General features: G+C 69.5%; 18 protein-coding genes. 7 read left to right on the top strand and 11 right to left on the bottom strand.

Translation table 11 applies throughout. From position 1 onward, the window contains the following. Nucleotides 1-34 precede the first annotated feature (34 nt). Entirely contained in the window at nt 35-2,254 is a 2,220-nt protein-coding gene (locus ABTZ43_RS07635) for an NADP-dependent isocitrate dehydrogenase (RefSeq protein WP_350538408.1), read from the bottom strand. A 175-nt stretch (nt 2,255-2,429) separates the two neighbouring features. Here ABTZ43_RS07635 and ABTZ43_RS07640 point away from each other — a divergent pair, with 175 nt between their 5' ends. The 6 genes from ABTZ43_RS07640 to yicI all read left to right on the top strand — a co-directional run bounded on the left by ABTZ43_RS07640 (nt 2,430) and on the right by yicI (nt 9,703). Beyond that, nucleotides 2,430-2,888 carry a GNAT family N-acetyltransferase gene (locus tag ABTZ43_RS07640; RefSeq protein ID WP_056412076.1) on the top strand — a complete coding sequence of 153 codons (459 nt, stop codon included), beginning with the start codon at nt 2,430-2,432 and terminating at the stop codon, nt 2,886-2,888. Nucleotides 2,889-3,097: 209 nt separating this feature from the next. Then, nucleotides 3,098-4,111, top strand: a complete 1,014-nt coding sequence (locus ABTZ43_RS07645) for a LacI family DNA-binding transcriptional regulator (protein ID WP_350538385.1) — start codon at nt 3,098-3,100, stop codon at nt 4,109-4,111. Between the two features lie 139 nt (nt 4,112-4,250). Then, nucleotides 4,251-5,558 (top strand): ABC transporter substrate-binding protein, encoded by a 1,308-nt coding sequence (locus ABTZ43_RS07650; protein ID WP_149423601.1) that lies wholly within the window; start codon nt 4,251-4,253, stop codon nt 5,556-5,558. Nucleotides 5,559-5,616: 58 nt separating this feature from the next. Then, a complete protein-coding gene (locus ABTZ43_RS07655; protein WP_056418779.1) occupies nt 5,617-6,582 on the top strand; it encodes a carbohydrate ABC transporter permease in 966 nt (321 codons plus the stop codon). Then, on the top strand, nt 6,582-7,469 hold the full coding sequence (locus ABTZ43_RS07660; RefSeq protein WP_314095646.1) for a carbohydrate ABC transporter permease: 888 nt from the start codon (nt 6,582-6,584) through the stop codon (nt 7,467-7,469). The genes ABTZ43_RS07655 and ABTZ43_RS07660 overlap by 1 nt, the downstream gene beginning before the upstream one ends. After that, the gene (gene yicI, locus ABTZ43_RS07665) at nt 7,469-9,703 is read left to right on the top strand and encodes an alpha-xylosidase (RefSeq protein WP_350538386.1); all 2,235 of its coding nucleotides are present in this window, start codon (nt 7,469-7,471) and stop codon (nt 9,701-9,703) included. The genes ABTZ43_RS07660 and yicI overlap by 1 nt, the downstream gene beginning before the upstream one ends. A 35-nt stretch (nt 9,704-9,738) precedes the next feature. Here the strand turns inward: yicI and ABTZ43_RS07670 are convergent, their stop codons facing one another. The 8 genes from ABTZ43_RS07670 to gabT all read right to left on the bottom strand — a co-directional run bounded on the left by ABTZ43_RS07670 (nt 9,739) and on the right by gabT (nt 20,707). Then, nucleotides 9,739-10,545, bottom strand: a complete 807-nt coding sequence (locus ABTZ43_RS07670; protein ID WP_056412088.1) for a hypothetical protein — start codon at nt 10,543-10,545, stop codon at nt 9,739-9,741. 96 nt (nt 10,546-10,641) lie between these two features. After that, nucleotides 10,642-12,456, bottom strand: coding sequence for an ABC transporter ATP-binding protein (locus ABTZ43_RS07675; RefSeq protein ID WP_056412091.1), 1,815 nt, complete (start codon nt 12,454-12,456; stop codon nt 10,642-10,644). Next, nucleotides 12,453-14,405: an ABC transporter ATP-binding protein gene (locus ABTZ43_RS07680; protein ID WP_350538387.1), complete on the bottom strand. Its 1,953-nt coding sequence runs from the start codon at nt 14,403-14,405 to the stop codon at nt 12,453-12,455. Before ABTZ43_RS07680 ends, ABTZ43_RS07675 begins: the two co-directional genes overlap by 4 nt. 289 nt (nt 14,406-14,694) lie before the next feature. Beyond that, nucleotides 14,695-15,192: a methylated-DNA--[protein]-cysteine S-methyltransferase gene (locus ABTZ43_RS07685; RefSeq protein WP_350538388.1), complete on the bottom strand. Its 498-nt coding sequence runs from the start codon at nt 15,190-15,192 to the stop codon at nt 14,695-14,697. Further along, nucleotides 15,189-16,676 carry a DNA-3-methyladenine glycosylase 2 family protein gene (locus ABTZ43_RS07690; protein ID WP_350538389.1) on the bottom strand — a complete coding sequence of 496 codons (1,488 nt, stop codon included), beginning with the start codon at nt 16,674-16,676 and terminating at the stop codon, nt 15,189-15,191. Before ABTZ43_RS07690 ends, ABTZ43_RS07685 begins: the two co-directional genes overlap by 4 nt. Before the next feature lie 79 nt (nt 16,677-16,755). Continuing rightward, entirely contained in the window at nt 16,756-18,204 is a 1,449-nt protein-coding gene (locus ABTZ43_RS07695; protein ID WP_350538390.1) for an aldehyde dehydrogenase family protein, read from the bottom strand. Continuing rightward, nucleotides 18,201-19,385, bottom strand: coding sequence for an acyl-CoA dehydrogenase family protein (locus tag ABTZ43_RS07700; RefSeq protein ID WP_350538391.1), 1,185 nt, complete (start codon nt 19,383-19,385; stop codon nt 18,201-18,203). Before ABTZ43_RS07700 ends, ABTZ43_RS07695 begins: the two co-directional genes overlap by 4 nt. Next, nucleotides 19,382-20,707, bottom strand: coding sequence for a 4-aminobutyrate--2-oxoglutarate transaminase (gabT, locus tag ABTZ43_RS07705; protein WP_350538392.1), 1,326 nt, complete (start codon nt 20,705-20,707; stop codon nt 19,382-19,384). The genes ABTZ43_RS07700 and gabT overlap by 4 nt, the downstream gene beginning before the upstream one ends. 89 nt (nt 20,708-20,796) lie before the next feature. Between gabT and ABTZ43_RS07710 the strand changes: the two genes are divergently transcribed. Beyond that, the gene (locus ABTZ43_RS07710) at nt 20,797-22,152 is read left to right on the top strand and encodes a PucR family transcriptional regulator (protein WP_350538393.1); all 1,356 of its coding nucleotides are present in this window, start codon (nt 20,797-20,799) and stop codon (nt 22,150-22,152) included. Here the strand turns inward: ABTZ43_RS07710 and ABTZ43_RS07715 are convergent. Next, entirely contained in the window at nt 22,149-23,300 is a 1,152-nt protein-coding gene (locus ABTZ43_RS07715; RefSeq protein WP_350538394.1) for a CaiB/BaiF CoA transferase family protein, read from the bottom strand. The genes ABTZ43_RS07710 and ABTZ43_RS07715 overlap by 4 nt on opposite strands. Further along, a complete protein-coding gene (locus tag ABTZ43_RS07720) occupies nt 23,297-24,316 on the bottom strand; it encodes a LacI family DNA-binding transcriptional regulator (protein ID WP_350538395.1) in 1,020 nt (339 codons plus the stop codon). Before ABTZ43_RS07720 ends, ABTZ43_RS07715 begins: the two co-directional genes overlap by 4 nt. Nucleotides 24,317-24,404 lie beyond the last annotated feature (88 nt).

Below are 24,404 nucleotides of genomic sequence, written 5' to 3' on the forward strand. Positions count from 1 at the left end.
CTCGCGCATCCGGCCCCCTCTTCCGTGTCGTCTGTCAGTTCAGCGCGTCGACGATCCCGTTCAGCGTCGCGGACGGGCGCATCACGGCCTGGACGAGCGCGTCGTCCGGACGGTAGTAGCCACCGATCTCCACGGGCGTGCCCTGCACCGCGTTGAGCTCGGAGACGATCGTCTCCTCGTTCTCGGCGAGGGTGGCGGCGATCGGCGCGAATGCGGCGGCGAGCTCGGCATCCGTCGTCTGCGCCGCCAGCTCCTGCGCCCAGTACAGCCCCAGGTAGAAGTGGCTGCCGCGGTTGTCGATCGTGCCCAGCGCACGCCCGGGCGAGCGGTCCTCTTCGAGGAACGTGCCCGTCGCGGCATCGAGGGTCTGCGCGAGCACGCGAGCCTTCTCGTTGCCGGTGCGGTCGGCGAAGTGCTCGAGCGAGGCGGCCAGCGCGAAGAACTCGCCCAGCGAGTCCCAGCGGAGGTAGTTCTGCTCGACGAGCTGCTGCACGTGCTTCGGAGCGGAGCCACCGGCACCGGTCTCGAACAGGCCGCCACCGGCGAGCAGCGGCACGATCGAGAGCATCTTGGCGCTGGTGCCGACCTCGAGGATCGGGAACAGGTCCGTGAGGTAGTCGCGCAGCACGTTGCCCGTCACCGAGATGGTGTCGAGACCGTGACGCATGCGGGCGAGCGTGTAACGCGTCGCCTCCTCCGGAGCCAGGATCGTGATGGTCAGCCCCTTGGTGTCGAGCGTCGCGAGTCCCTGGTGCACCTTCGCGATGATCTGCGCGTCGTGAGAGCGGTTCGCGTCGAGCCAGAACACCGCGGGGTCACCGGTCGCACGCGCCCGGGTCACGGCCAGCTTCACCCAGTCCATGACCGGGATGTGCTTGGTCTGCGTGGCACGCCAGATGTCGCCGGGCTCGACCTCGTGCTCGATCAGCACGGTGCCCTCGCTGTCGACCACCTGGACGGTGCCGGCGGTCTCGATCTCGAAGGTCTTGTCGTGGCTGCCGTACTCCTCGGCCGCCTGCGCCATCAGGCCCACGTTCGGCACGGTGCCGATCGTGGCCGGGTCGAGCGGGCCGTTCGCGATCACATCGTCGATCACGGCCTGGTAGACGCCTGCATAGGAGGAATCGGGGATGACCGCGAGCGTGTCCGCCTCGCCGCCGTCCGCGCCCCACAGCTTGCCACCGTTGCGCACCAGGGCGGGCATCGACGCGTCCACGATCACGTCGCTGGGGACGTGCAGGTTCGTGATGCCCTTGTCCGAGTTCGTGTACGACAGGCGGGGCCCCTCGGCGATCGCGCGATCGAACGCCGCGGCGATCTCGTCACCGCCGGCGACGCCGCCCAGACCCGCGAGGATCGAGCCGAGTCCGTCGTTCGCGGTGAGCCCTGCGGCGGCGAGCGCGTCGCCGTGCTGTGCGAAGACATCGTGGAAGAACGCGCGCACCACGTGGCCGAAGATGATCGGGTCGCTGACCTTCATCATCGTCGCTTTGAGGTGCACCGAGTAGAGGATGTCGTCGTTCTTCGCCGTCTCGAGCGTCTCGGCGAGGAAGGCGTCGAGGTTGGCGGCGGAGAGGAACGTGGCGTCGATGATCTCGCGCGGCAGGACCTTCAGCCCCTCCTTGAGGATCGTGACGGTGCCGTCCGCGGCGGTGTGGCGGAAGCTCAGGACGTCGTCCTTCGCCGCCACCCACGAGCGCTCGTTGTGCTTGAAGTCGTCGTGACCGAGCGTCGCCACACGGGTCTTCGACCCCTGCGCGAACGCCTTGTTGCGATGCGGGTGCTTCTTGGCGTAGTTCTTCACCGCGAGCGGGGCCCGGCGGTCGCTGTTGCCTTCGCGCAGCACCGGGTTGACTGCCGATCCCTTGATCCGGTCGTAGCGCGCCCGCACATCCTTCTCCTCGAGGGAGGTGGGCTCGTCCGGGAACGAGGGGATGTCGTATCCCTGCGACTGGAGCTCGGCGATCGCCGCCTTGAGCTGCGGGATCGAGGCCGAGATGTTCGGCAGCTTGATGATGTTCGCCTCGGGGAGGGTGGCGAGCCCCCCGAGCTCGGCCAGCGCGTCGCCGACCTGCTGCTCGGGAGCGAGCTTCTGCGGGAAGGCGGCGAGGATGCGGCCGCCGAGCGAGATGTCGCGGGTCTCGACCTCGATGTCGGCCTGTCCCGTGTAGGCCTTGATGATCGGCAGGAAGGAGGCGGTGGCGAGTGCCGGTGCCTCGTCCGTGTACGTGTAGATGATGGCGTCGTCGGTCACCAGGAGGTTCTCCGTTCGCGAGGGCATATTTGTCTCGATACCAAGATACCTGAGCGGCCCATCCGGCGTGGGCGCGGAGCCGCCCGCACCGCCTCGCGCGGGGCTCGCACCCAGGGCCGTGACCAAAACCCGGGGTTTGCGGGCACGATGTCGCCCGAGGCGTTAGCCTGTGACTATGTCCGAACTGCGCATGGTCGAACTCTCCGCCGCGACGATCGTCGCCGTGAACAACCTGTCGCTCAAGCCCGGGCAGGAGCAGTTCCTCGCTCCGGTGTCCTACGGCATCGCTGCGACCGTCATCGATCCGCAGACCTCCTGGCAGCGAGTCGTCCTCGAAGACGATCACGTCGTCGGGTTCGTCAGCGCCAACTTCGACGCCGAGGCGCCCGAGGAGCACTTCCGCTCCGTGCTGTGGCGCATCAACGTCGATGCCGAGGGCCAGGGCAAGGGCGTCGGCCGCTTCGCCGTCGAGAGCCTGCTCGACGAGGCCAGGACGCGCGGATTCGATCACGTCAACGTCATCTATGAAGCCGGCGAAGACGGCCCGGAGGCATTCTTCCTCCGTGTCGGTTTCACCCCGGTCGGTGAGACCGAGTACTCCGAGGTCATCGCCCAGATCCGCATCGCCTCGTAGGCGGGCGTCGGGGTCTCGGGTCCCCTCCCCCTCGACGGTCGGCCATCCGCCCCTCGGTCGGTCGTGCCCTCCTGCCCTCGGCGGCACAGGTATTTGTTGCGATTGCCCACAAAAGCCTTGCGCGCTGGCGAGGTGCGTGTCATCATCGATCCCGAGGCCGCTGGCGAAGCGCTTCGACGATGTGACCTGACGATGATGACGGAGTCCCGATGACGACGATCCACGACGTGGCCGAGGCCGCCGGGGTGTCCATCAGCACCGTCTCCTACGCCCTCAGCGGCAAGCGGCCCGTCTCCGAGAAGACCCGCCGTCGCATCGAGGACACGGTGCGGTCCCTCGGCTACGAGCCGGATGCCGGCGCCAGGATGCTGGCGGGGCGCCGGACCCACATCTTCGCGCTCACCGAACCGCTGCGTGCCGACACGCACGCGCCCACCCACATGGCGTTCGTGCTGGCGACCACGGTCGCCGCCCGCCGACGGGGCTACGACATCCTCCTCCTGACCGACGAGCAGGCATCCGAGGGGATGAACAGGGTCGCCGCCAGCAACCTGGTCGATGCCATCCTCGTGCTCGACGTCGCGCCCGACGACGCACGGGCCGACATCGCCCGCTCGCTGCGCTCCCCCACCGTCTTCATCGGCATCCCGGACGACGCGGACGGGCTGACCTGCGTCGACCTCGACTTCGAGGCCGCAGGGCACCTCGCGATCGACCGCCTGGCGGATGCCGGCCATACCGCCGCCGTGCTGCTCGGTCAGACCGAGGTCTCGTACGTGAAGTCGAACTTCCCGCGCCGGCTGCTCCGCGGGGTGCAGGCCCAGGCGACGCGGCGGGGCGTCGCCCTCGAGTGGGCGACCACCGGTGTCACGACGACGGATGCGTCGGCCGTGCGCACGGCGGTCGAGGCCGCCCTCGATCGCGGGATCCGCGCTTTCGTGGTGCACGCGGTCGGCGACGTGCACGAGGCGCTGCTCGCCGTCATGACCGAGCGCGGGCTGACCGTCGGCACGGACGTGTCGGTGATCTCTGCCGCGGCGTCCTTCGACACCGCGACGCTCCCCGTGCCCGTGGACACGATCCCCCTGGTGCCGCAGCAGTCGTGCGAGCTCGCGATCGATCTCGCCGTGCAGCGCCTCGAAGACCCGCACGCCCCCGCGCGCATCCACCTCATCCCTCCCGAATACCTCTCCGCCGGATCGGTCGCTCCCGCCCGGGAGTGACCCCCTCCGGAGAATCGCGGTCGCGTCGATTTTGTCGAAACGCTTCGACGATGCGATCTCGAGCCGATCACCCACAACTGAACACCCGACCCGATGAAGTGTCCGGCCCTCCGGGGCCACCGAGAAAGGAGTGCCGACGATGGCACGCAACACCCGCAGGACGAAGACGTTGGCGGCTCTCGCCGCACTCACCGCGACCGGCATCGCACTGAGCGGCTGCACGGCGGGATCCGGCGACGAGGGCGGTGACGGACAGACCCTCACGCTCTGGCACTACGAGGGTGCGGACAGCGCGATGGGCAAGGCGTGGGCCGAGGCGATCGCGATCTTCGAGGAGGAGACCGGAGCCACGGTCGAGTTCGAGGAGAAGTCGTTCGAGCAGATCCAGAAGACGGCCAGCCAGGTGCTCGACACCGACGCCGCCCCCGATCTGATGGAGTTCAACAAGGGCAACGCGACCGCCGGGTTCCTGGCCTCCACCGGCCTGATCGCGGACATCTCCGACGCCGTGGACGAGTACGGCTGGGACGACAAGCTCGCCCCCTCGCTGCAGACCACCGCGAAGTACTCCGACGACGGCGTCATGGGCGGCGACACCTGGTTCGGCATCCCGAACTACGGCGAGTTCGTCGGCGTCTACTACAACGAGGACGCCTTCGCCGCCGCCGGCCTCGAGATCCCCACCACCTACGACGAGTTCGTCGACGTCCTCGACGCGTTCGTCGCACAGGGCGTCACGCCGCTCGCCGAGGCGGGTGCCGAATACCCCCTCGGCCAGCTCTGGTACCAGCTCGCGTTGAACGCGGGCGATCGCGGCTTCGTCGACGACTACCAGCTGTACAAGGAGCCCGTCGACTGGCAGGGCCCCGAGGTCACCGCGGCGACGGAGACCCTGCAGGAGTACATGGACAAGGGCTACATCGCCTCCGACGTCTCGTCGGTCAAAGCCGAGGACGCGGGTGTCTCGTTCATCAACGGCACCTCGCCGATCTTCGTGTCGGGGTCCTGGTGGTTCGGGCGCTTCGTCTCGGAGGCGACCGGCTTCGACTGGACGATGACCGCCTTCCCCGGCGCCGACCTGTCGCTCGGATCCTCCGGCAACCTGTGGGTCGTTCCCGAGAACGCATCGAACAAGGAGCTCGCCTACGAGTTCATCGACATCACGATGCGCCCCGAGATCCAGGCGATCATCGGCAACAACGGCGGCCTCCCGGTCGCGGCCGAGCCCGCCGACATCACCGACGAGAAGAGCGCGGCCCTGATCGAGACGTTCAACGGCGTGCTGGATGCGGACGGGCTGTCCTTCTACCCGGACTGGCCCGCCCCCGGCTTCTACGACGTGATCGTGCAGGAACTCCAGGGTCTGATCACCGGAGCACAGGATGCCGAGACCACGAACACGAAGCTCGGTGAGCAGTACGACGAAGGCACCTCGGAATTCCGTTGATCCGCTCGTGGGGGCGGCGTCCGCGCGGCGTCGCCCCCGCACCCTCCTGGAGATGAACATGTCACTCGCCACCCGTCGCGAGGGCCGCACGAAGCTGCCGCCCGAGGAGCCGTCGATCCCGCAGCGCCGCGGAGGGACCGGGGCCTACTGGATCTACCTGCTCCCCGGCTTCGCTCTGCTGCTCGTCGTCGTCATCGTCCCGCTGGTCTGGAACCTCTACCTGACCTTCACGAAGTGGAAGGGAGTGCGCACCCCGGAGTTCATCGGGCTCGAGAACTGGCAGAAGATCCTCACCGACGGCGACTTCTGGACCTCTTTCACGAACTCGGTGTGGATGATCATCGCGATGGTCGTGGTCCCGACGATCGTGGGCCTGATCGTCGCCGCGCTGCTGTTCGACGTCGTCGGTCGCAAGTTCGGCGGCAGGGTCGGCAGCTTCCTGCGCGCCACGTACTACCTCCCGCAGATCCTGCCGATCGCCGTCGCGGGCATCGTGATCGGCTGGATCGTGCGACCGGGCGGTGACGGCGCGCTCAACCAGATCCTGGGGGCGCTCGGCCTCCCGGCCTACGACTGGCTCGGTCAGATGCCCTCCGCCCTGATCGTGCTGATGGTCGTGATGGTGTGGGTGCAGCTCGGCTACCCCGTCGTGGTCTTCATGGCCGCCCTGCAGCGCGTCGACCCCGAACTGTACGAGGCGGCGGAGCTCGACGGCGCCAACTGGCTGCAGCGCTTCACCTCGATCACCGCCAGCATCATCCGCCCGGAGATCTTCGTGGTCACCCTGACCTGCACCATCGCCGCGCTGAAGGTCTTCGGTCCGGTCTACATCATCACGAGAGGCGGACCCGCGGGTGCGACCCTCGTGCCCGCGTACTACGCGTACCAGGAGTTCTTCACCAAGCGGAACGTGGGCTACGGAGCGACCATCGCCACCGTGCTCACCATCGTCGTGGTCATCGTGTCGATCATCTTCATCCGCGTGCAGAACTCCCTCGAGCGCAAGGAAAGGGCGGGTCTGTGATGCACGCCACCACTGCCATCGTCACCGGGACGCCGGGCAAGGCCCGCCCCCGCGGGGGCATGACGAAGAAGCGTCCGGTCGACTGGCTGCTGCTCGCCCTCGTCGTCGTGGGAGCGGTGCTGGTCATCGCGCCGTTCTACCTCGTGCTCGTCAACTCGTTCAAGTCGCCCGTCGACTACGCGACCTCCGGTCCGCTCGCCCTCCCGGAGACCCTCGACTTCGGCGGCATCATCAAGTTCTGGGAGCGGGTGAACTTTCCCGAGAAGGTGTGGAACTCGATCCTCATCGCGGGCGTCGTCTCGGTGCTCGCGGTGGTGATCTCGATGCTGAACGCGTTCGCGATCGGCATCGGCCGAATCCGCGGCCGCAGCTGGATCGTGCTGCTGTTCCTGATGGCCAACCTCCTGCCGCAGGAGGCGCTGCTCTACCCGCTCTACTTCATGTTCAAATCGGTCGGGCTGTACGACAACGTGTGGGCGGTGATCATCGTCTTCACCGTCATCCAGGCGGCGTTCGGCACGTATCTGCTCTCGTCCGTCTACGGCACGTTCCCGAAGGAGATCCTCGAGGCCGCGTCGCTCGACGGCGCCAGCCGCTGGCAGATCCTCTGGCGCGTGGTCTTCCCGATCAGCCGGCCGACCCTGTCGGTGCTGCTCATCTTCTTCTTCATCTGGACGTGGAACGAGTTCCTCATCCCGCTGACCTTCCTCGCCTCGAACGCGAACCAGACGGTCCCCGTCGCGATCAGCGTGCTGCAGGGCGACCGGCTGATGGACGTGACCACCACGAGCGCCTCGGCGCTGCTGGGCATCATCCCCACGCTCATCTTCTTCCTCATCTTCCAGCGCACCCTCACGCGCGGCATCACGGCAGGAGCAGTCAAGTAATGAAGTTCACCGACGGGTTCTGGCAGCTGCGACCGGGTGTCACGGCGCTCTACGCCCAGCAGGCCTACGACATCGCCGAGACGGATGACACGCCGGACGGCGCCGGCCTCGTCATCACCGCCCCCACCAGGGTGATCGCCGGCCGTGGCGACACGCTCAACCGCCCGGTGCTTACGACCACGCTCTCCTCTCCGGCGGAGGGCGTGATCCGGGTGCGGATCGCTCACCACGAGGGCGGCCTGCGACACGAGGGCTTCCGGCTCCCCGGCGCCGGGTCGGGGCACGCGACGCGCGACATCACCACCGAGGGCGGCGTGCTCGATGCCGGCGCCCTGATCGCCCGGATCTCGGCCGGCGCCCCCTGGGATCTCTCGTTCGAGGTCGAGGGCCGTCGGGTCACCGGCAGTGGCCCCAAGTCGCAGGGGTACATCCGGCTCGCGCACGACGCCCAGGTCGATCCCGGCATCGTCGACAACGCGCGTCAGGGCGGGTCCGCCCCCCGAGACTCCGTGTTCGTGCACGAACAGCTCGACCTGGGGGTCGGCGAGCTCGTCTACGGCCTCGGCGAGCGGTTCGGGCCGCTGGTCAAGAACGGCCAGTCCGTCGACGTCTGGAACGCCGACGGCGGGACCTCCAGCGAGCAGGCCTACAAGAGCATCCCGTTCCACCTGTCGAACCGTGGATACGGGGTGCTGGTGAACGACTCCGGCCACGTCTCGTACGAGATCGGCTCTGAGTCGGTCGAGCGGGTGCAGTTCTCGGTCCCCGGCGAGGTGCTCGAGTACTTCGTGATCGCCGGCCCCACCCCGAAGGACGTGATCGCGAGGTACACGGCGCTGACCGGCAGACCTCCCGTGGTGCCCGCCTGGTCGTACGGTCTGTGGCTCTCGACGAGCTTCACCACCGACTACGACGAGCAGACCGTCAGCTCGTTCATCGACGAGATGTCTGCGCGCGACCTGCCGGTGTCGGTGTTCCATTTCGACTGCTTCTGGATGCGCGAGTTCAACTGGACCGACTTCGTCTGGGACACCAGGGTGTTCCCCGACCCCGAGGGGATGCTGTCGCGACTGCACGCCAAGGACCTCCGGGTGTGCGTGTGGATAAATCCGTACATCGCCCAGCGCTCCCCGCTGTTCCGCGAGGCGGCGGATCAGGGATTCCTGGTCCGCCGCCCGGACGGCTCCGTGTGGCAGTGGGATCTGTGGCAGGCGGGCATGGGTCTCGTCGACTTCACGAACCCCTCCGCCACCGCCTGGTATCAGGCGCATCTGCGCCGGCTGATCGACCAGGGGGTGGACTGCTTCAAGACCGACTTCGGCGAGCGCATCCCCACCGAGGTGGTCTGGGCCGACGGCGCGGATCCGTCACGCATGCACAACCTCTACACCGACCTCTACAACCGCGCGGTGCACGATGTGCTCGTCGAGGCCCGCGGACCGGGCGACGCCGTGCTGTTCGCCCGGTCCGCCACGGCGGGCGGCCAGAGCATGCCGGTGCACTGGGGCGGCGACTCCACCTCGACGTATGCCTCGATGGCCGAGACCCTGCGGGGCGGTCTGTCGCTGGCACTGAGCGGGTTCGCGTACTGGAGCCACGACATCGGCGGATTCGAGGGCACGCCGGACGCCGGCGTCTTCAAGAGATGGACCGCTTTCGGCCTGCTCGGCTCGCACTCGCGATTCCACGGCTCCAGCTCCTACCGGGTGCCGTGGGCGTTCGACGAGGAGGCCGTCGACGTCACCCGGCGCTTCACGCACCTCAAGATGCAGCTCATGCCCTACCTGTATCAGCAGGGCATCGACGCCTCGCGGACCGGCCTGCCCGTGATGCGTCCGATGCAGCTGGAGTTCCCCGAGGATCCGGCGGTCGGCTACCTGGACCGGCAGTACATGCTCGGCTCGAGCCTGCTCGTCGCACCGGTCTTCTCCGCCGACGGCTCGGTCGAGTTCTACCTGCCGGACGGCGCCTGGACGTCGTTGCTGACCGGCGAGACCGTGCAGGGCGGCGGTTGGCGCCGCGAGGTCCACGGCTTCGACTCGCTGCCGCTGTACGTGCGCCCCGGCACCGTGCTCCCCTGGGGTGCGCGCGTCGACCGGCCGGACTACGACTACCACGAGGGACTGCGGATGCGGGTGTTCCCCGGCGGGACCGGCACGGCGTCCGTCACGGTCACCTCGCCCGACGGCGTCGAGGTGACGTACCCGGTGGACCTCGCAGAGGTGACCGGGTGACCCGGTGACCCAGTGACCCGCACGGGGCGGCGGCGTCAGCGCTTGTCGGGGCGACGGCGTTCGTTCCAGGCGGCGAGCGCGGATGCCGCCGCACCGGCCGCACGATCGATCGCCTCCGTCGAGCGGTTCAGCATGTCCTGTGCGGTCTCCTGCCAGGCGGAGGCCGGTGATGCGGTCTCTTCGCCGGCGCGCACCCTCGCCGCGTGCTCGGCGGCCTCGAAGGCGCGCTCCAGGTCGGCGACCGCGTCGCGATAGGCGGCGAACTCGGCGGGTCCCGCCTTGCCGTCGGCCGCGCGTCGCGCGTCGACCGCGCGTCCCGCGGCGCGCAGGTACTCCGCCGTCGCGGGCTGCTTGACGTCGGTCATCGCGGGATAGGCGATCTGCAGTCCAGGGTCGGTCTCGTACTGCATCCATCGCAGGACGACCGCGTCATGCTCGCCCTGCAGCCGTTCGAGGGGGCGCGGCGCCCGCGATGCGGGGATGGCCGCGCGCGCGGCGGACAGCCGCACCTGCTTCGCCCGCACATCTGCGGCTGCGGCCTTGGCGTCGCTCTCCTTGATGCGCAGCATCCGCTTCGCTCCGGCGACCTGCTCCGCCGTCGCGCGACGCGCGCTGCGCTCGGCCGAGATGCGGGTGACGTCTGCCCTGGCGAGCTTGACCGCCATCCGGCTCTGCACCGCCTTCTGCCGGGCGGCCCGCAGATCATGGCGCGCGGCATCGAACTCGAGGCGGCGTCCACCCGCTGTACGTCGTCGCCCCATGCCCACCGCTCCGGCCGCCACCCCTCCGGCCGCGACGGGCGCGAGCCACCACCACTCGACGGCGAGCAGCAGAGGGTCCATGCTTCGATGCTACCCAGGCCTCGACGGCCGCGGGGGAAAAGCGCGGATGGCGACCTCCCGAGGGGAGATCGCCATCCGCCGAGAACCCGGCCCGACCTAGACCAGGGTCTGCTGCCACGCCGCGTGCAGCTGCGCGAACTTGCCGGTGCCGCTGATCAGCGACGCGGGCGTGTCGTCCTCGATGATCCTGCCGTGCTCCATCACGAGCACACGGTCGGCGATCGCGACGGTCGACAGCCGGTGCGCGATGATGATCGCGGTGCGGTCCTTCAGCAGGGTCTGCAGGGCGTCCTGGATCAGCCGCTCCGACGGGATGTCGAGCGATGCGGTCGCCTCGTCGAGGATGAGCACCGCGGGGTCCGCGAGGAAGGCGCGCGCGAACGAGATCAGCTGACGCTGACCCGCCGACACGCGACCGCCGCGCTTGTTCACATCCGTGCCGTAGCCGTCGGGCAGCGACGAGATGAACCCGTCCGCGCCGACCGCCCGCGCCGCGGCCCGGATCTCCTCGAGCGAGGCGTCCGGCTTGCCGAGCGCGATGTTGTCGGCGACCGTGCCGCTGAACAGGTACGCCTCCTGCGTCACCATGACGATGGCGCGGCGGAGGTCCTTCGGATGCAGGTCTCGCAGATCGACGCCGTCGAGCGTCACCGATCCGGCGGAGGGGTCGTAGAACCGGGAGATCAGCTTCGCGAGGGTCGACTTCCCCGCCCCGGTCGTCCCGACCAGCGCGATCGTCTGGCCCGCCGCGATGTCGAGCGAGAAGTTCGGCAGGATCGTCTTCTCGCCGTTGTACCCGAAGGTGACCTCGTCGAACCGGACGTGCCCGCGGGACTCCCACAGATCGACCGGCTTCTCGGGGTCCGGGACCGTCGGAACCTCCTCCAGCACGCCCGAGACCTTCTCGAGCGCCGCCGTGGCCGACTGGTACGAGTTGAGGAACATCGCGATCTCCTGCATGGGCGCGAAGAAGTTGCGCACGTACAGCACGGCGGACAGCAGCACGCCGACCGTGAGAGCGCCCTCCGAGACGCGGATACCGCCCCACAGCACGACGATGCCGAGCACGAGCGCGGCCACTCCCATCAGGCCGGGCTCGAAGGTGCCGAACAGCAGCATCGAACGCCGGTTGACGTCGCGGTACTCGCCGGCGATCTTCTGGAAGACGACGTCGTTGCGCGGCTCCTTGCGGAACGCCTTGACCGCGCGGATCCCCGTCATGGTCTCGACGAACTGCACGATCACCTTCGCGCTGATGACGCGCGATTCGCGGTAGACCAGCTGCGAGCGCGAGTAGAACCAGCGCATCAGGAAGAACAGCGGGATGCCGCCGATCGCCAGGATGAGCCCGGACTGCCAGTCCCACACGCACAGGGCGATGAAGGTGAACAGACCGAAGAGCACGCCCGAGACAAGCTCGTTGAGGCCGCCGTCGAGAAGTTCCTTGATCGAATCCAGGTCGCTCGTCTGCCGGGAGATGATGCGGCCGGACGTGTACGACTCGTGGAACTCCAGGCTGAGGCGCTGGGTGTGCAGGAAGATCCGCTTGCGCAGGTCGAGCAGCACCGCCTGGGTGAGCTTGGCCGCGATGATCACGTACCAGGCGATCATCGCCGCGGCCACGGCGCCCGCGAGCAGGTAGATGCCGCCGATCATGAAGGTCGGCATCCAGTCCGCGCGCTCGAGGACGGCCGGCAGGGCACGGTCGAGGCCGATGCTGATGAGGATCGGTCCCGCCACCTGCAGCGCCGTCGAGATGACGAGCACGACCGCGGCGAGGATGATCCGCGGCTTCAGCGGCCGGACGAGCGAGCCCAGCAGGTGCAGCGATCGGCGACGGATCGCCCTGCTCTCCTCCTTGGTGTAGCGGGAGCGGTCCTCGTCCTGCGTTCCGGTGATGGTGGAGCTCATCGCTGCACCTCCTTGTCCTCTTCGACTGCGGTTGCTGAGCCTGACGAAGCATCGTCGGCGGACTCCGCACGGATGCCCTCGGCGACCGTCGCGTCGATCTCGACCTCGGCGTCGCGGATGATCGGGATCGCCCCTGTGCGCGCCGCCTCCTCCGCCTCGAGGCTGGAGATGACGTGGCGGTAGTGGCTGCTCGTCCTGAGCAGCTCGGAGTGCGTGCCCACCGCGGTCACCCGCCCCGCCTCGAGCAGAGCCACGCGGTCGGCGAGCGCCACGGTCGAGGGACGGTGGGCCACGATCATCGCCGTGGTGTCGGCGAGCACGTGCCGCAGCGCCTCCTCGACGAGCGCCTCGGTGTCGACGTCGAGCGCCGACAGAGGATCGTCGAGCACGAGCACCTTGGGTGCGGCCGCGACGGCGCGCGCCAGCGCGAGACGCTGACGCTGACCGCCGGAGAGACTGAGCCCCTCCTCGCCGATCACCGTCTCCACGCCCTCCGGCAGCGTGTCGACGAAGGCCGCCTGCGCGACGTCGAGCGCTTCGCGCAGCACGCGCTCGCCCTCGTCGCTGTGCACATCGAGGTCGGCCCGACCGAGCAGCACGTTCTCGCGCACCGTCGCCGAGAACAGCGTGGCGTCTTCGAAGGCCATCGCGATGTGCTGGCGCAGCTCGGCCAGCGGCAGGTCGCGCACGTTGACGCCGTCGAGCGTGACGCGGCCGCCGGTGACGTCGTACAGACGCGTGGGCAGCGTGGTCAGCGTGGTCTTGCCGCTGCCGGTGAGACCGACCAGGGCCATGGTCTCGCCCGGACGCAGCACGAGGTCGATGCCGTCGAGCAGATCGCGCTCGTCGGCGGCGGCGTCCTGGTAGCGGAAGCGCGCCCCCTCGAACGCGAGCTCGCCGCGCGGCTCGGCGATGTGCACCGGCTTCTCGGGGTCGGCGATCGAGTTCGTCTCGGAGTAGATGTCGAACACGCGATCGGTCGCGGTGCGTGCGTCGAGCATGAACGAGAACAGGAAGCCGATCGACTCGATGGGCCACCGCAGCACGACGGCCATCGCGAAGAACGCGAACAGCTGCGCCTGATCGATCTCGCCCTGCGAGATCAGCCAGATGCCCGACATCAGGCTGAGGCCGAAGGCGATCTGCGGCATCAGGTCGAGCCAGAACCAGATCGACGCGATCGCGCCGGCCTTGCTCATCTCGGTCTCGCGCAGGGTCTCGGCCTGGCGGCTGAAGCGACTGAGCGCGTGCTTCCCCCGGCCGAACGCCTTGAGCACGCGGATGCCGTGCACGCTCTCCTCGACGCTGGTCGCGAGGTCTCCGGCCTGGTCCTGGCTGCGACGCGTGAGCGCACCGTAGCGCTTCTCGAACAGGTACCCGCGGATCCACAGGGGGATCGCGGTCACGATGAAGATGACGCCCAGCAGCCAGTGCCAGCGGAACAGCAGCACCGAGCCGATCACGATCGTGAGCAGGTTGACCACCAGCAGCACGAGGCCGAAGGCCAGCCACCGGCGGATGAGGCCGATGTCCTGCATCATGCGGCTCAGCAGCTGGCCCGACTGCCAGCGGTCGTGGAACGACACCGGGAGCGTCTGCAGACGCGAGTAGAGCTCGGTGCGCATCTTGTACTCGACCTGCGTGGCGGGGTTGAGCACGAACTGGCGGCGCAGCCACACCATCAGAGCCTCACCGAGAGCGAGGGCGAAGACGGCGAGCGCTCCCCAGGCGATGCCCTCCAGCGCACCCGCCTGCACCGGTCCGCGGATGATCTGCTCGAGCACGATCGGGATCATCAGGGCGATGATCGCGGCGACGAGCGCGCTCGCGGCACCGCCGGCGAGTCGCCAGATGACCGGCTTGACGAACGGCTTGAGGCGCCACAGAGCGGCGGGAGTGGAGAGGGTGGAGGACGGCGAGGCGTTCTGCGATGAAGGCGAGGAAGACATGTCTCTCAGACGAGTTTCGTATGGGGAAGCGGTTGCTGAAGGGGACGGACGCGCGAAAGGACTCTCGGAGTCCGGCATCCGGTGACGTCGTGCGGGGGGAGAACGGCTCTAGCGGAGCGGGCGCACCGGGGTCGAGCCGAGAGCGGCGATCTGCGCAGCGGAGATCGATGTCATGGTGTCCTCCTCAGGGGCTCGGCTATGTCGTCCGGTCGGTGCGACAGCCCACCAGCCTATTCCTGTGAACCAGCTGACCGCAAGAGAGATTCCCGATTCCCTGAGAATCGCCGCGTCAGCTCCGCCCGGCCTCCCGCTCGAGCAGGCTCGACTTGACGCCCGTGCCCCACGCGAACCCGCCCATGGTGCCGTCCGAGCGCAGCACCCGGTGGCACGGCACGAACAGCGCGGGCGCGTTCCTGGCGCAGATCGACGCCGCAGCGCGGACCGCCCGGGGGTTGCCGAGATGCGCGGCGAACGACGTGTAGGTCAACGGCTCCCCCGGTGCGATCGTGCGCAGCGCCGCCCATCCGGCCAGTTGCAGCGCGGTGCCGGTCTGGTGGACGGCGACCGTGTCGACCGCCGACAGGTCACCCGCGTAGAAAGCCAGGACGGCGGCCGCGGCATCGGTCTCGCCCTCGGCGAGGGTGGACGGCTGCGCGGACGGCGAGAGACGCCCGATGATCGCGCCCTGATCGGCGGTCCACCCCGACGCCAGCACCCGCTGGCGCTCGTCGGCGAGGATGGTGAACGACCCGTCGGGGGTGTCCAGAGTCTGGATGAGGGCGGTCATGATGTCTCCTTCGGAACGGATCTCTGAGATGTGCGTCGCGGACGCACCGGCGCCGCGCGCCAGAGGTGAGCACTGAGATAGCTGCGCCACGGAGCGGCACGCTCGGCCCAGGCGACCAGCGGGATCGGATCTCCCGGCAGGCCCGAGGCCGCCGCACCGGCGCGCAGCGCCACGTCGCCGGGAAGCAGGATGTCGGGGTCTCCGAGAACACGCATCCGCACGTAGTCGGCGGTCCACGGGCCGATCCCCGGCATGGCGAGAAGCGCCGCACGCTGCTGGGCGCCGTCGTCTCCGACGGTGAGCGTGAGGGATCCGTCGGCGAGCGCCGCCGCCGCCCCCACGATCGCCCGGATGCGGGCCCGCGGCCCTCGCAGCACCTCGGCGCCGTGCTCGGCGATCGCCGACATGGTCGGGAACAGGAGTCCCTGCTCGGTGCGCTCCCCCAGGGCCTCGGTGAGCGCCGTGAGCGCGGTGCGCGCGGCGACGACGGTGATCTGCTGACCGATCATCGCCCGGATCAGCATCTCGTGCGGATCTGCGGATCCCGGCACGCGGATGCCGGGCGTGCGCGCGACCAGCGGCGCGAGCTCCGGATGCGTGCCGAGTGCCTGATCGACGGCCGACGGATCGGCGTCGAGGTCGAAGATCCGCCGCACCGTGGACACCAGGGGCGCCAGGTCGCCGAGCTGCGCGACCCGGGCGCGCAGATGCAGGCGCTCGGCCCCGTCGAGGCTCACCTCGAACCAGGCGGGTCCCCCGGCCATCCGCAGGTGCCGGGAGAACGAGCTGGAGGTGGCCACCTCGACCCCCGCCACGGCCCGGGCCCCCATCCAGTCGAAGATGCCGCCTGCGTCGAGCGGGCCGCGATACGGAAGCACGAGATCGATCTCACCCGGCACGACCGCTCCCGGCACGCGCCGTCGCGCCCTGAGCTCGCCGGGGGTGAGCGCGAACACCTCGCGGATCGTGTCGTTGCACTGCCGGATGCTGGCGAAACCGGCCGAGAACGCCACCTCGGAGATCGGCATGTCGGTGCCGACGAGGAGCATCCGCGCCATGTGCGCCCGATGCGCTCTGGCGAGGGCGAGAGGACCTGCACCGAGCTCGGTCGAGAGCAGCCGAGCGAGGTGCCGTGTCGAGTACCCCAGGCGCGCGGCGAGGCCGGCGACCCCCTCGCGTTCGACGACACCGGCAGAGATCAGCCGCATCGCCCGCGCCGCCACGTCGCCGCGCAGATCCCACGCGGGCGACCCGGGAGCGGCCTCGGGGAGGCAGCGCTTGCAGGCGCGGAATCCGGCCTCGTGGGCCGCGGCGCTGGTCGGATAGAAGGTGACGTTCTCAGGGTTGGGCGTGCGCGCCGGACAGCTGGGACGGCAGTAGATGCGGGTCGAGCGCACCGCGGTCACGAACTGCCCGTCGAAGCGGGTGTCGCGCGCACTGATCGCACGGTACCGCTCGTCGAAGTCGGTCACGGCCAGGCTCATGCCTCCACTCTGCCACCCGCAACCGACACCGGCTGGCGGAAATCGGACACGGCAGTGGAGGCATCCGCTCCCGCCGGGATCAGCCCTTCAGATACACAGTGGCCGTCTCGGTGAAGAACTCCCGGGCTGCGGCCCCCTGCTCCTTCGGGCCGAGCGCACTCGCACCGCTGCCGCCGAACGGCACGTGCAGATCTGCGCCGGCCGACGCCGAGTTGATGTGCACGACTCCGACCCTGATCTCCTCGATCGCGCTCAGTGCGTCCGCGAGACCGGTCGTGAAGACCGCGGTCGAGAGGCCGTACTCGCTGTCGTTGACGAGCGCGATCCCCTCCGCGGTGCTCGATACCCGGCGCACGCCGATCACGGGGCCGAACAGCTCCTCCGTCCACAGCTCGCCCGGGTCGTCCTCGTCGAGCTCGAACACCGACGGCGCGATGAAGTAGCCGTCATCGAGGTCGCCGGGCCCAAACGGTTCCGGGGCGACCACTGCTGTCGCGGACGTCCGAGCGCGCGCGATGGCGGCCGCGACACGGTCTCGCGCGGCGCCGTCGACGACGGGTCCGACCTCGACCGCCTGATCCTGGGCATCGCCCACCACCATCCGCTCGGTGCGGCCCGCGAGCCGGCGCAGGAACTCGTCGGCGACCGCGTCGTGCACGATCACCCGAGACGTGGCCGTGCACTTCTGCCCCGCGGCACGGAACGCGCCGACGGCCACCTGCTCGACGGCGACGTCGAGGTCGGCATCGGCGAGAACGAGCGACGCGTTCTTGCCGCCCAGCTCACCCTGGAACGGGATCCCGCGCGCCGCCAGCTGCGCGGCGATGATCCGGCCCACCTTCGTGGATCCGGTGAAGGTCACCGCGTCGACATCCGGGTGCGAGACGATCGCCTCCCCCACGGCGGCCGTGCCGTTCACGAGGTTCAGCACTCCCCGGGGCAGACCGGCCTGCTCGAGTGCCTCCGCGAATCGCATCGCGAGCACGGGGACGAACGTCGCGGGCTTCCAGACCACCGTGTTGCCCCAGACCAGGGCCGGAGCGAGCTTCCAGGCAGGAATCGAGATCGGGAAGTTGAAGGGCGTGATCGCCCCGACGACACCCACCGGTCGTCGGATCACGAGGATGCGCTCGCCCGGGCTCGGAGACTCGAAGACACCGCCGCTCTGACGCTCCACCTCCTGAGCGTGGAAGCGGAGGATGTTCGCGGCATGGCCGGTCTCGGCCACGGCCTCGACGAGGGTCTTGCCCTCTTCGCGCGCCAGCTCCCTCCCCCATTCGTCACGATGCGACTCGATGATGTCCGCCGCGCGGAGAAGTATGCCGGCGCGCGCGCGTGCCGGTGTGCGACGCCAGCCGTCGAACGCCGCGCGGGCGGCCGCATAGGCGCGATCGACATCCGTGTCCGACGCACCGGGGCCTTCGGCGACGACGTCGCTCGGGCGGCTCGGATTCACGTCGACGAGGGGCTCTCCCCCGCCGTCGACCCAGGTCCCGTCGATGAAGTGGCGCAGGGCGATGACGGTCATGATGCTCCTTCGGTGACAGTGCCGCGGAACGCGGAGAATCCGGTGATGTGCGCGCCCAGCACGAGCGTGTGCACCTCGTCGGTGCCCTCGTACGTGCGCACGGATTCGAGGTTCGCGGCGTGACGCAGCGGCGAGTAGTCGCCGGACACCCCGTTGCCGCCGAGGACGGTCCGCGCCTCGCGGGCGATCGCGATGGCCGCCCTGGTGTTGCTGAGCTTGGCGACCGAGATCTGATGCGGCGCGAGCCGTCCCGCATCCTTCAACCTGCCCAGACGCAGAGCGAGCAGCTGGGCCTTCTCGATCTCGACGGCCATGTCGACGAGCTTCTGCTGGGTGAGCTGGAACGCGGCGATCGGCTGAGTGAACTGAATACGGGTGCGGGAGTACGACAGCGCCGTGGCGTAGCTGTCGCGCGCGGCGCCGATCACACCCCAGCCGATGCCGTAGCGCGCCTCGTTCAGGCAGGAGAACGGCGCGCGGAGGCCGCGAGCATCCGGCAGCTGTGCGTTCGCCGGCAGGCGCACGTCGGTGAGCGTGATGTCGCACTGGATCGATGCGCGCATCGAGAGCTTCGGCGCGATCGGCGTCGCGACGAACCCGTCGGAGTCGGTGGGCACGATGAAGCCGCGAACGCCGTCATCCGTCTGCGCCCAGATGATCGCGACCTGCGCGATCGAGGCGAGGCCGATCCACCGCTTCGCTCCGTTGATCACCCACCCGTCGCCGTCGCGACGCGCGAACGTGGTCATGCTCGACGGATCGGAACCGGAGTTGGGCTCGGTGAGTCCGAAGCATCCGATGACCTCGCCGCGTGCCATGCGAGGCAGCCATTCCTGCTTCTGGTCCTCACTGCCGTGCTTGTGGATCGCGCTCATCGCGAGCGAACCCTGCACCGAGACGAAGGTGCGCAGGCCCGAGTCGCCCGCCTCGAGCTCCATCGCAGCCAATCCGTACTCGACCGCGCTGCGGCCGGCGCACCCGTATCCCGAGAGATGCATGCCGAGCAGTCCGAGCTCGGCCAGCTCGGGCACGAGTTCGGTCGGGAAGATCGCGCGGTCGTACCAGTCTGCGATGTGGGGACGGATGCGGGCATCGACGAAAGCGCGCACGCGATCGCGCGTCGCCCGTTCGTCGTCGCTGAGCATCTCGTCGAAGTCGAGAAGGTCGGGAACGGCGGTCATGCTGCAGCCTCCTCGGCGGCGATGGAGCGGATGGAACGGCTGAGGATCTCGAGCCCGGTGTCGAGCACGTCCTGCTCGATCACGAGAGGCGGGAGCAGGCGGATGACGTTGCCGTGCGTGCCGCAGGTCAGGGTGAGCACGCCCGCCGCGTGACAGGCGGCGGCGACCCGCTGAGCGAGGTCGGCGCGCGGCGTGAGCGTGTCCGGGTCGGCGAACTCGATCGCCATCATGGCTCCTCGCCCTCGCACCTCGGCGATGACCGGGAAGTCGGCGAGCAGTGGCTCGAGATGGGCACGGATCGTCTTCTCGATGCGCTCGACCCCCGGCAGCAGCTGGGGATCTTCGAGCACGTCGAACACGGCGAGCGCCGCGGCGCAGGCGAGAGGATTGCCCGCGTACGTGCCCCCGAGGCCGCCCGGGTGGGCGGCGTCCATGATCTCGGCACGGCCCGTGACCGCACTCAGCGGCAGCCCGCCGCCGAGGGCCTTGGCCGTGAGCGTGATGTCGCCGGCGACTCCCTCGTGCTCGCTCGCGAACAGGCGCCCCGTGCGGCCCAGGCCGCTCTGGATCTCGTCGATGACGAGCACGATGCCGTGGGCGTCCGCGATGCGGCGGAGCCCCGGGAGGAACCCTTCGGCGGGGACGATGAATCCGCCCTCGCCCTGGATGGGCTCGACGACGAGCGCCGCGAAGTGCTCGGGGCCGTGCTCGACGACGATCCGCTCGATCTCCGCGAGCGCGGCATCGGCACCCTCACCGCGCAGCGGGTTGGCGTTCGGTCCCCGCACGACGTCATGCGGGAACGGGCCGAACGCGGTCTTGTACGGGTGCTCCTTGGCGGTCATCGCCATCGTCAGCAGGGATCGGCCGTGGTACGCCTCGTCGATCACGAGCACCCCGGGTCGGCCGGTGTGCGCCCGCGCGATCTTCACCGCGTTCTCGACGGCTTCCGCTCCCGTGCTGAACAGGGCGGTGCGCTTGTCGAAGTCGCCGGGCACGTGGGCATTGAGCCATTCGGCCACGCGCACGAACCCTTCGTACTCGGTCACCATGAAGCACGTGTGGGTGAAGAGGTCGAGCTGGGCGGCGACGTTCTCACGCACATGGGGGTTCGCCGCGCCGACGCTGGTCACGGCGATACCGGAGGCGAGATCGATGAGCGTGTTGCCGTCGACGTCCTCGAGAGTGGAGGTGCCCGCGCGGGCGATGAAGACGGGGAGGGCGATTCCGAACCCGGACGCGACGGCGGCGGTGCGCTGAGCGTGGAGCTCGCGCGATCGCGGGCCGGGGATCTCGGTGAGCAGATGCGGAGCGGTGGTCATGAGGTCGACGCTAGGGCGACGGGTTGGCGTCGCGTCTGACACATCGCCCTGTCTTGCCGAGTGAATCAGGCATACTGCACAATGGCGACATGGTCTCGCTCGGAGAACTCGCTCTCGCATCGGGCGCCTCGCTGCGCCCTCTCGCACCGTTCGACGCCGCGCGCGGCATCACCGGAGTGCATGTCTCCGAGCTCGATGACCCCGGCCGCTACCTCGACGGTGGCGAACTGCTGCTCACCACCGGCATCCCGTTGCACGCCGGCTCTGCGGACGTCTACGTCGACCGACTCGCCGAGCAGGGCATCGGCGCGATCGGGATCGGTCTCGGCGAGGGGTGGGAGCATGCTCCGTCCGCGCTGGTGGAGCGATGCCGCACGACCGGTGTGCCGATCTTCGAGGTGCCCGACGGAGTCCCGTTCCTCGACGTCTCCCGAGCATTCTGGTCACTCGCGGGTCGCGGGGGCCAGGAGGAGGCGATGCGCACCGCGCACGCCCACACCCGGCTCGTGCAGGCCGCAGCCGGAGCGGATCCGATCACGGCCGTCGTCCGGGTGATGGCACAGGCGATCGGCGGATGGGTCGCATGGCTGCCGATAGGTCGTGGCGGCTCGGCGGGGATCCTGCATCCGCCGTCTCTCGAGAGCATGCTGCCTTCCGTCCGCGCCGACGTGGAGAGGTCCCTTCTGCGCTCGGGAGTCGAGGCCGCGTCGTTCGTGTCGCACGGGTCGACGGTCGTCGCGCACGCGGTGGCCGACGGCGAACGCACCCGCGGGGCGCTCGCGCTCGGAGCGGGCAGACCCTTCGGCAGCGCGGACCGCCAGCTCGCCCTCACCGCCACGGCCCTGCTGCGACTGCTGAGCGCGCGGGAACGCGGAGGCCCGGCGCCCGAGGCGTGGGTGGCTGAACTCGCGCTTCGCGGCGAGCCCGCAGCCGCGCGCGCACTCGCGACCGCCGCCGGCATCGAGATGCCGATGCTCTTCCGGGTTCTGGCCGGCGTCGCCTCGACCGTCGAGGGAGGGTTCGGTGCCGGGAGCGCCCATCACGGAGTGCATCTCACCCTGATCTCCGCGGATGCGGACGCGGACGCCACGCCCGATTCCGGAGTCTTCAGCGGGCCGGTCGCCCTGGAGGACGTCTCTGCCGCAGCCGCCCGGGTCATGGCCCTCCACCGCGCGGATCCCGGCGCAGAGGCTCGCATCGATCCGGGCTCTCGGTCACGACGCTGGGCCGACCTGCTCGCGCGCACGGAGCCGGAACTGCGGCGCACGGTCATCGCCTACCTGCGCAATCGCCATCAGGCCGAGCGGACGGCACGGGATCTCGGCGTGCATCGGAACACCATCCGGCCGCGGATCACCACCGCGGAGAAGATGCTCGACGCCTCGCTCGATGACCCCGATGTCGCCGCCGAGCTGTGGCTCGCGCTCCGCGATCGCGGGCTCTAGCGATCGGCATCCAGCCATGCCCGCACGGACTCGTCATGCTCGCCGAGTCGCGGGGGTGCGGATGCGCTCACCGGGATCGCCGGAGACCAGGTGAGCGGTGAGCGGATCTGCGTCGACCGACGCCCGTCGGTGCCGACGGCGTCCCACACGGGGTCGAGCCCGAGCTCCTCGGCGAGCGCGATCCCGTCGCCGATCGTATTGACGACACCGGCCGCGACGCCGATGCGATTCAGCCTCGCGGCCCACGCCGCAGCCGTGTCTGCGGACAGCGACGACTCGAGCTCGGCGACGAGCTCCTCGCGATGCGCGACGCGGTCGGAGTTCCGAAGGAACCGCGGATCGGCGGCGAGCTGCGGGCATCCGAGTTCGGTCGCCATCCGCGCGAACTGCGCGTCGTTGCCGCAGGCGACCGCGATCGGCGCGTCCGCGCATCGCAGCGATTCGTAGGGAGCGATCGACGGATGCCGGTTCCCCAGCCTCTCGGGTTCGGCACCGGCTCCCAGGTGCGCCGACATCTGGTTGACCAGGGCCGCCTGCAGGCTCGACAGCAGGTTGACGTCGATCCTCGAACCACGCCCGGTGAGCTCCCGTCTGCGCAGCGCCGCGAGGATGCCGATCACCGCATCCTTGCCCGTGAGCACATCGACGAGGGCGACACCGGCCTTCATCGCCTCGCCGTCGGTCTCGCCGGTGATGTGCATGAGGCCGCCGACCGCCTGGGCGACGAAGTCGTATCCGGGAAGCGCGGCGCCGGCCCCGAGGCCGAAGCCGCTGACCGAGACGTAGACGAGACCCGGGTGCTGGGCGACGAGCGCGTCCCCGTCGAATCCGAGTTTCGCGAAGAGCCCCGGCCGGAAGTTCTCGATCACCACGTCGCTCCTCGCGATCAGCTCGCGCGCGCGTGCCACGTCGCCCGGAACGGTGAGGTCGAGAGTCACGGACTCCTTGCCGCGGTTGGCGGATTCGAAGTACGTCGTGATCCCGGATTCGGCGTAGGGCGGCCCCCACGCCCTGGTGTCGTCACCCGTGAACGGTCTCTCGACCTTGATGACCCTGGCACCGAGATCGGCGAGGGTCATGGTCGCCAGCGGACCCGCGAGCACGCGAGAGAAGTCTGCGACGACGATCCCCTCGAGGGGCGCGCTCACCGGCGCACCCGCAGCACCTGCGAGGTGGACTCCCTCGCGACGACCGCGATCGGGAACTCGACATCGGTGCCCGACGCCGCCCGGCCGTCGAGCAGATCGATGAGCAGCTCGGCGCAGGCGACCCCCGAGTCACGGGGGCGCAGATCGATCGAGGTGATCGATGGAGTCAGGAAGGGCAGCGACGGATGGTCCACGCACGAGACGACCGTGATGTCCTCGCCGATCGTGCGCCCCAGGCGTCCGAGGACGGCGACGACCTCGATCGCGCTGGAGTCCGGTCCGCAGATGATCACGTCGGTGTCGGGATTCGTCTGCAGCAGCCGTTCGGTCGACTCGCGAACCGCGTGCCACGGCGCCTCGAACGAGATCGGTGCGATGACCGGCTCGAGGCCGCGCGCCGCGCACCCGCTCCGATAGCCGGAGACCAGCTGGCGCGACCAGTCCGTCGCCTCCGGGGCGACCAGCAGCGCGGGATGCTGCGCCCCGGTGGTGTCGATCTCGTCGAGGAGTCGGAGCATCGCCGCTTCGTGCGACGACCAGATGACACCGTCGGGCACGCCCTCGACGTCGTCGGGCAGATGCTCCTGCGTGACGATCGGGATGCCGGACGCCATGAGCGACGGCAATCCCGGATCACCCGAGACGGGGTCGCCGATGATCAACCCGTCCGCCCGGATGGGCCGGGAACGACCGGAGGAGGCCGACGGACTGACGATGGTCACGTCGATGTCGTGCGCGGCCGCGCTCGTGACGATTCCGAAGGTGAACGCCATGTAGTACGACGACCGGGACACGACTTCGGGGAGCACGATCCCGATGGTGCCGATCGCACCGCCGCGCAGGTGTCGCGCCGCGGTGTTGACCGAGTATCCCAGCTCGGCGGCCGCGGCCAGCACGGCTTCCCGCGTGGCCGGAGACACGCGACCGCCGCCGCTGAGCGCGTCGGACGCCGTGGTCTTCCCGACCCCCGCGCGCCGAGCGACATCGATCAATCTGGCGCGTCGTGGCTCTTGCATGCGGCCGAGTCTAACCACACGGAGCAACCCGTAATCCACTCGAAACACATCGGGTCTTGCGCCGTAACACGCTTTTCGCATACTTTTG

The sequence above is a fragment of the Microbacterium sp. NPDC097977 genome (genome assembly GCF_040302605.1).
GTDB lineage: Bacteria > Actinomycetota > Actinomycetes > Actinomycetales > Microbacteriaceae > Microbacterium.

Bases quoted from the DNA above. Each gene is read 5' to 3' on its own strand.
- ABTZ43_RS07700 (WP_350538391.1), bottom strand. From the start codon at position 19,385: ATGACCGCCGTTCCCGACCTTCTCGACTTCGACGAGATGCTCAGCGAC.
- ABTZ43_RS07690 (WP_350538389.1), bottom strand. From the start codon at position 16,676: ATGAGCCTGGCCGTGACCGACTTCGACGAGCGGTACCGTGCGATCAGT.
- ABTZ43_RS07660 (WP_314095646.1), top strand. From the start codon at position 6,582: ATGCACGCCACCACTGCCATCGTCACCGGGACGCCGGGCAAGGCCCGC.
- ABTZ43_RS07670 (WP_056412088.1), bottom strand. From the start codon at position 10,545: ATGGACCCTCTGCTGCTCGCCGTCGAGTGGTGGTGGCTCGCGCCCGTC.
- gabT (WP_350538392.1), bottom strand. From the start codon at position 20,707: ATGACCACCGCTCCGCATCTGCTCACCGAGATCCCCGGCCCGCGATCG.
- ABTZ43_RS07650 (WP_149423601.1), top strand. From the start codon at position 4,251: ATGGCACGCAACACCCGCAGGACGAAGACGTTGGCGGCTCTCGCCGCA.
- ABTZ43_RS07695 (WP_350538390.1), bottom strand. From the start codon at position 18,204: ATGACCGTCATCGCCCTGCGCCACTTCATCGACGGGACCTGGGTCGAC.
- yicI (WP_350538386.1), top strand. From the start codon at position 7,469: ATGAAGTTCACCGACGGGTTCTGGCAGCTGCGACCGGGTGTCACGGCG.
- ABTZ43_RS07675 (WP_056412091.1), bottom strand. From the start codon at position 12,456: ATGAGCTCCACCATCACCGGAACGCAGGACGAGGACCGCTCCCGCTAC.
- ABTZ43_RS07655 (WP_056418779.1), top strand. From the start codon at position 5,617: ATGTCACTCGCCACCCGTCGCGAGGGCCGCACGAAGCTGCCGCCCGAG.
- ABTZ43_RS07645 (WP_350538385.1), top strand. From the start codon at position 3,098: ATGACGACGATCCACGACGTGGCCGAGGCCGCCGGGGTGTCCATCAGC.
- ABTZ43_RS07685 (WP_350538388.1), bottom strand. From the start codon at position 15,192: ATGACCGCCCTCATCCAGACTCTGGACACCCCCGACGGGTCGTTCACC.
- ABTZ43_RS07640 (WP_056412076.1), top strand. From the start codon at position 2,430: ATGTCCGAACTGCGCATGGTCGAACTCTCCGCCGCGACGATCGTCGCC.
- ABTZ43_RS07720 (WP_350538395.1), bottom strand. From the start codon at position 24,316: ATGCAAGAGCCACGACGCGCCAGATTGATCGATGTCGCTCGGCGCGCG.
- ABTZ43_RS07680 (WP_350538387.1), bottom strand. From the start codon at position 14,405: ATGTCTTCCTCGCCTTCATCGCAGAACGCCTCGCCGTCCTCCACCCTC.
- ABTZ43_RS07710 (WP_350538393.1), top strand. From the start codon at position 20,797: ATGGTCTCGCTCGGAGAACTCGCTCTCGCATCGGGCGCCTCGCTGCGC.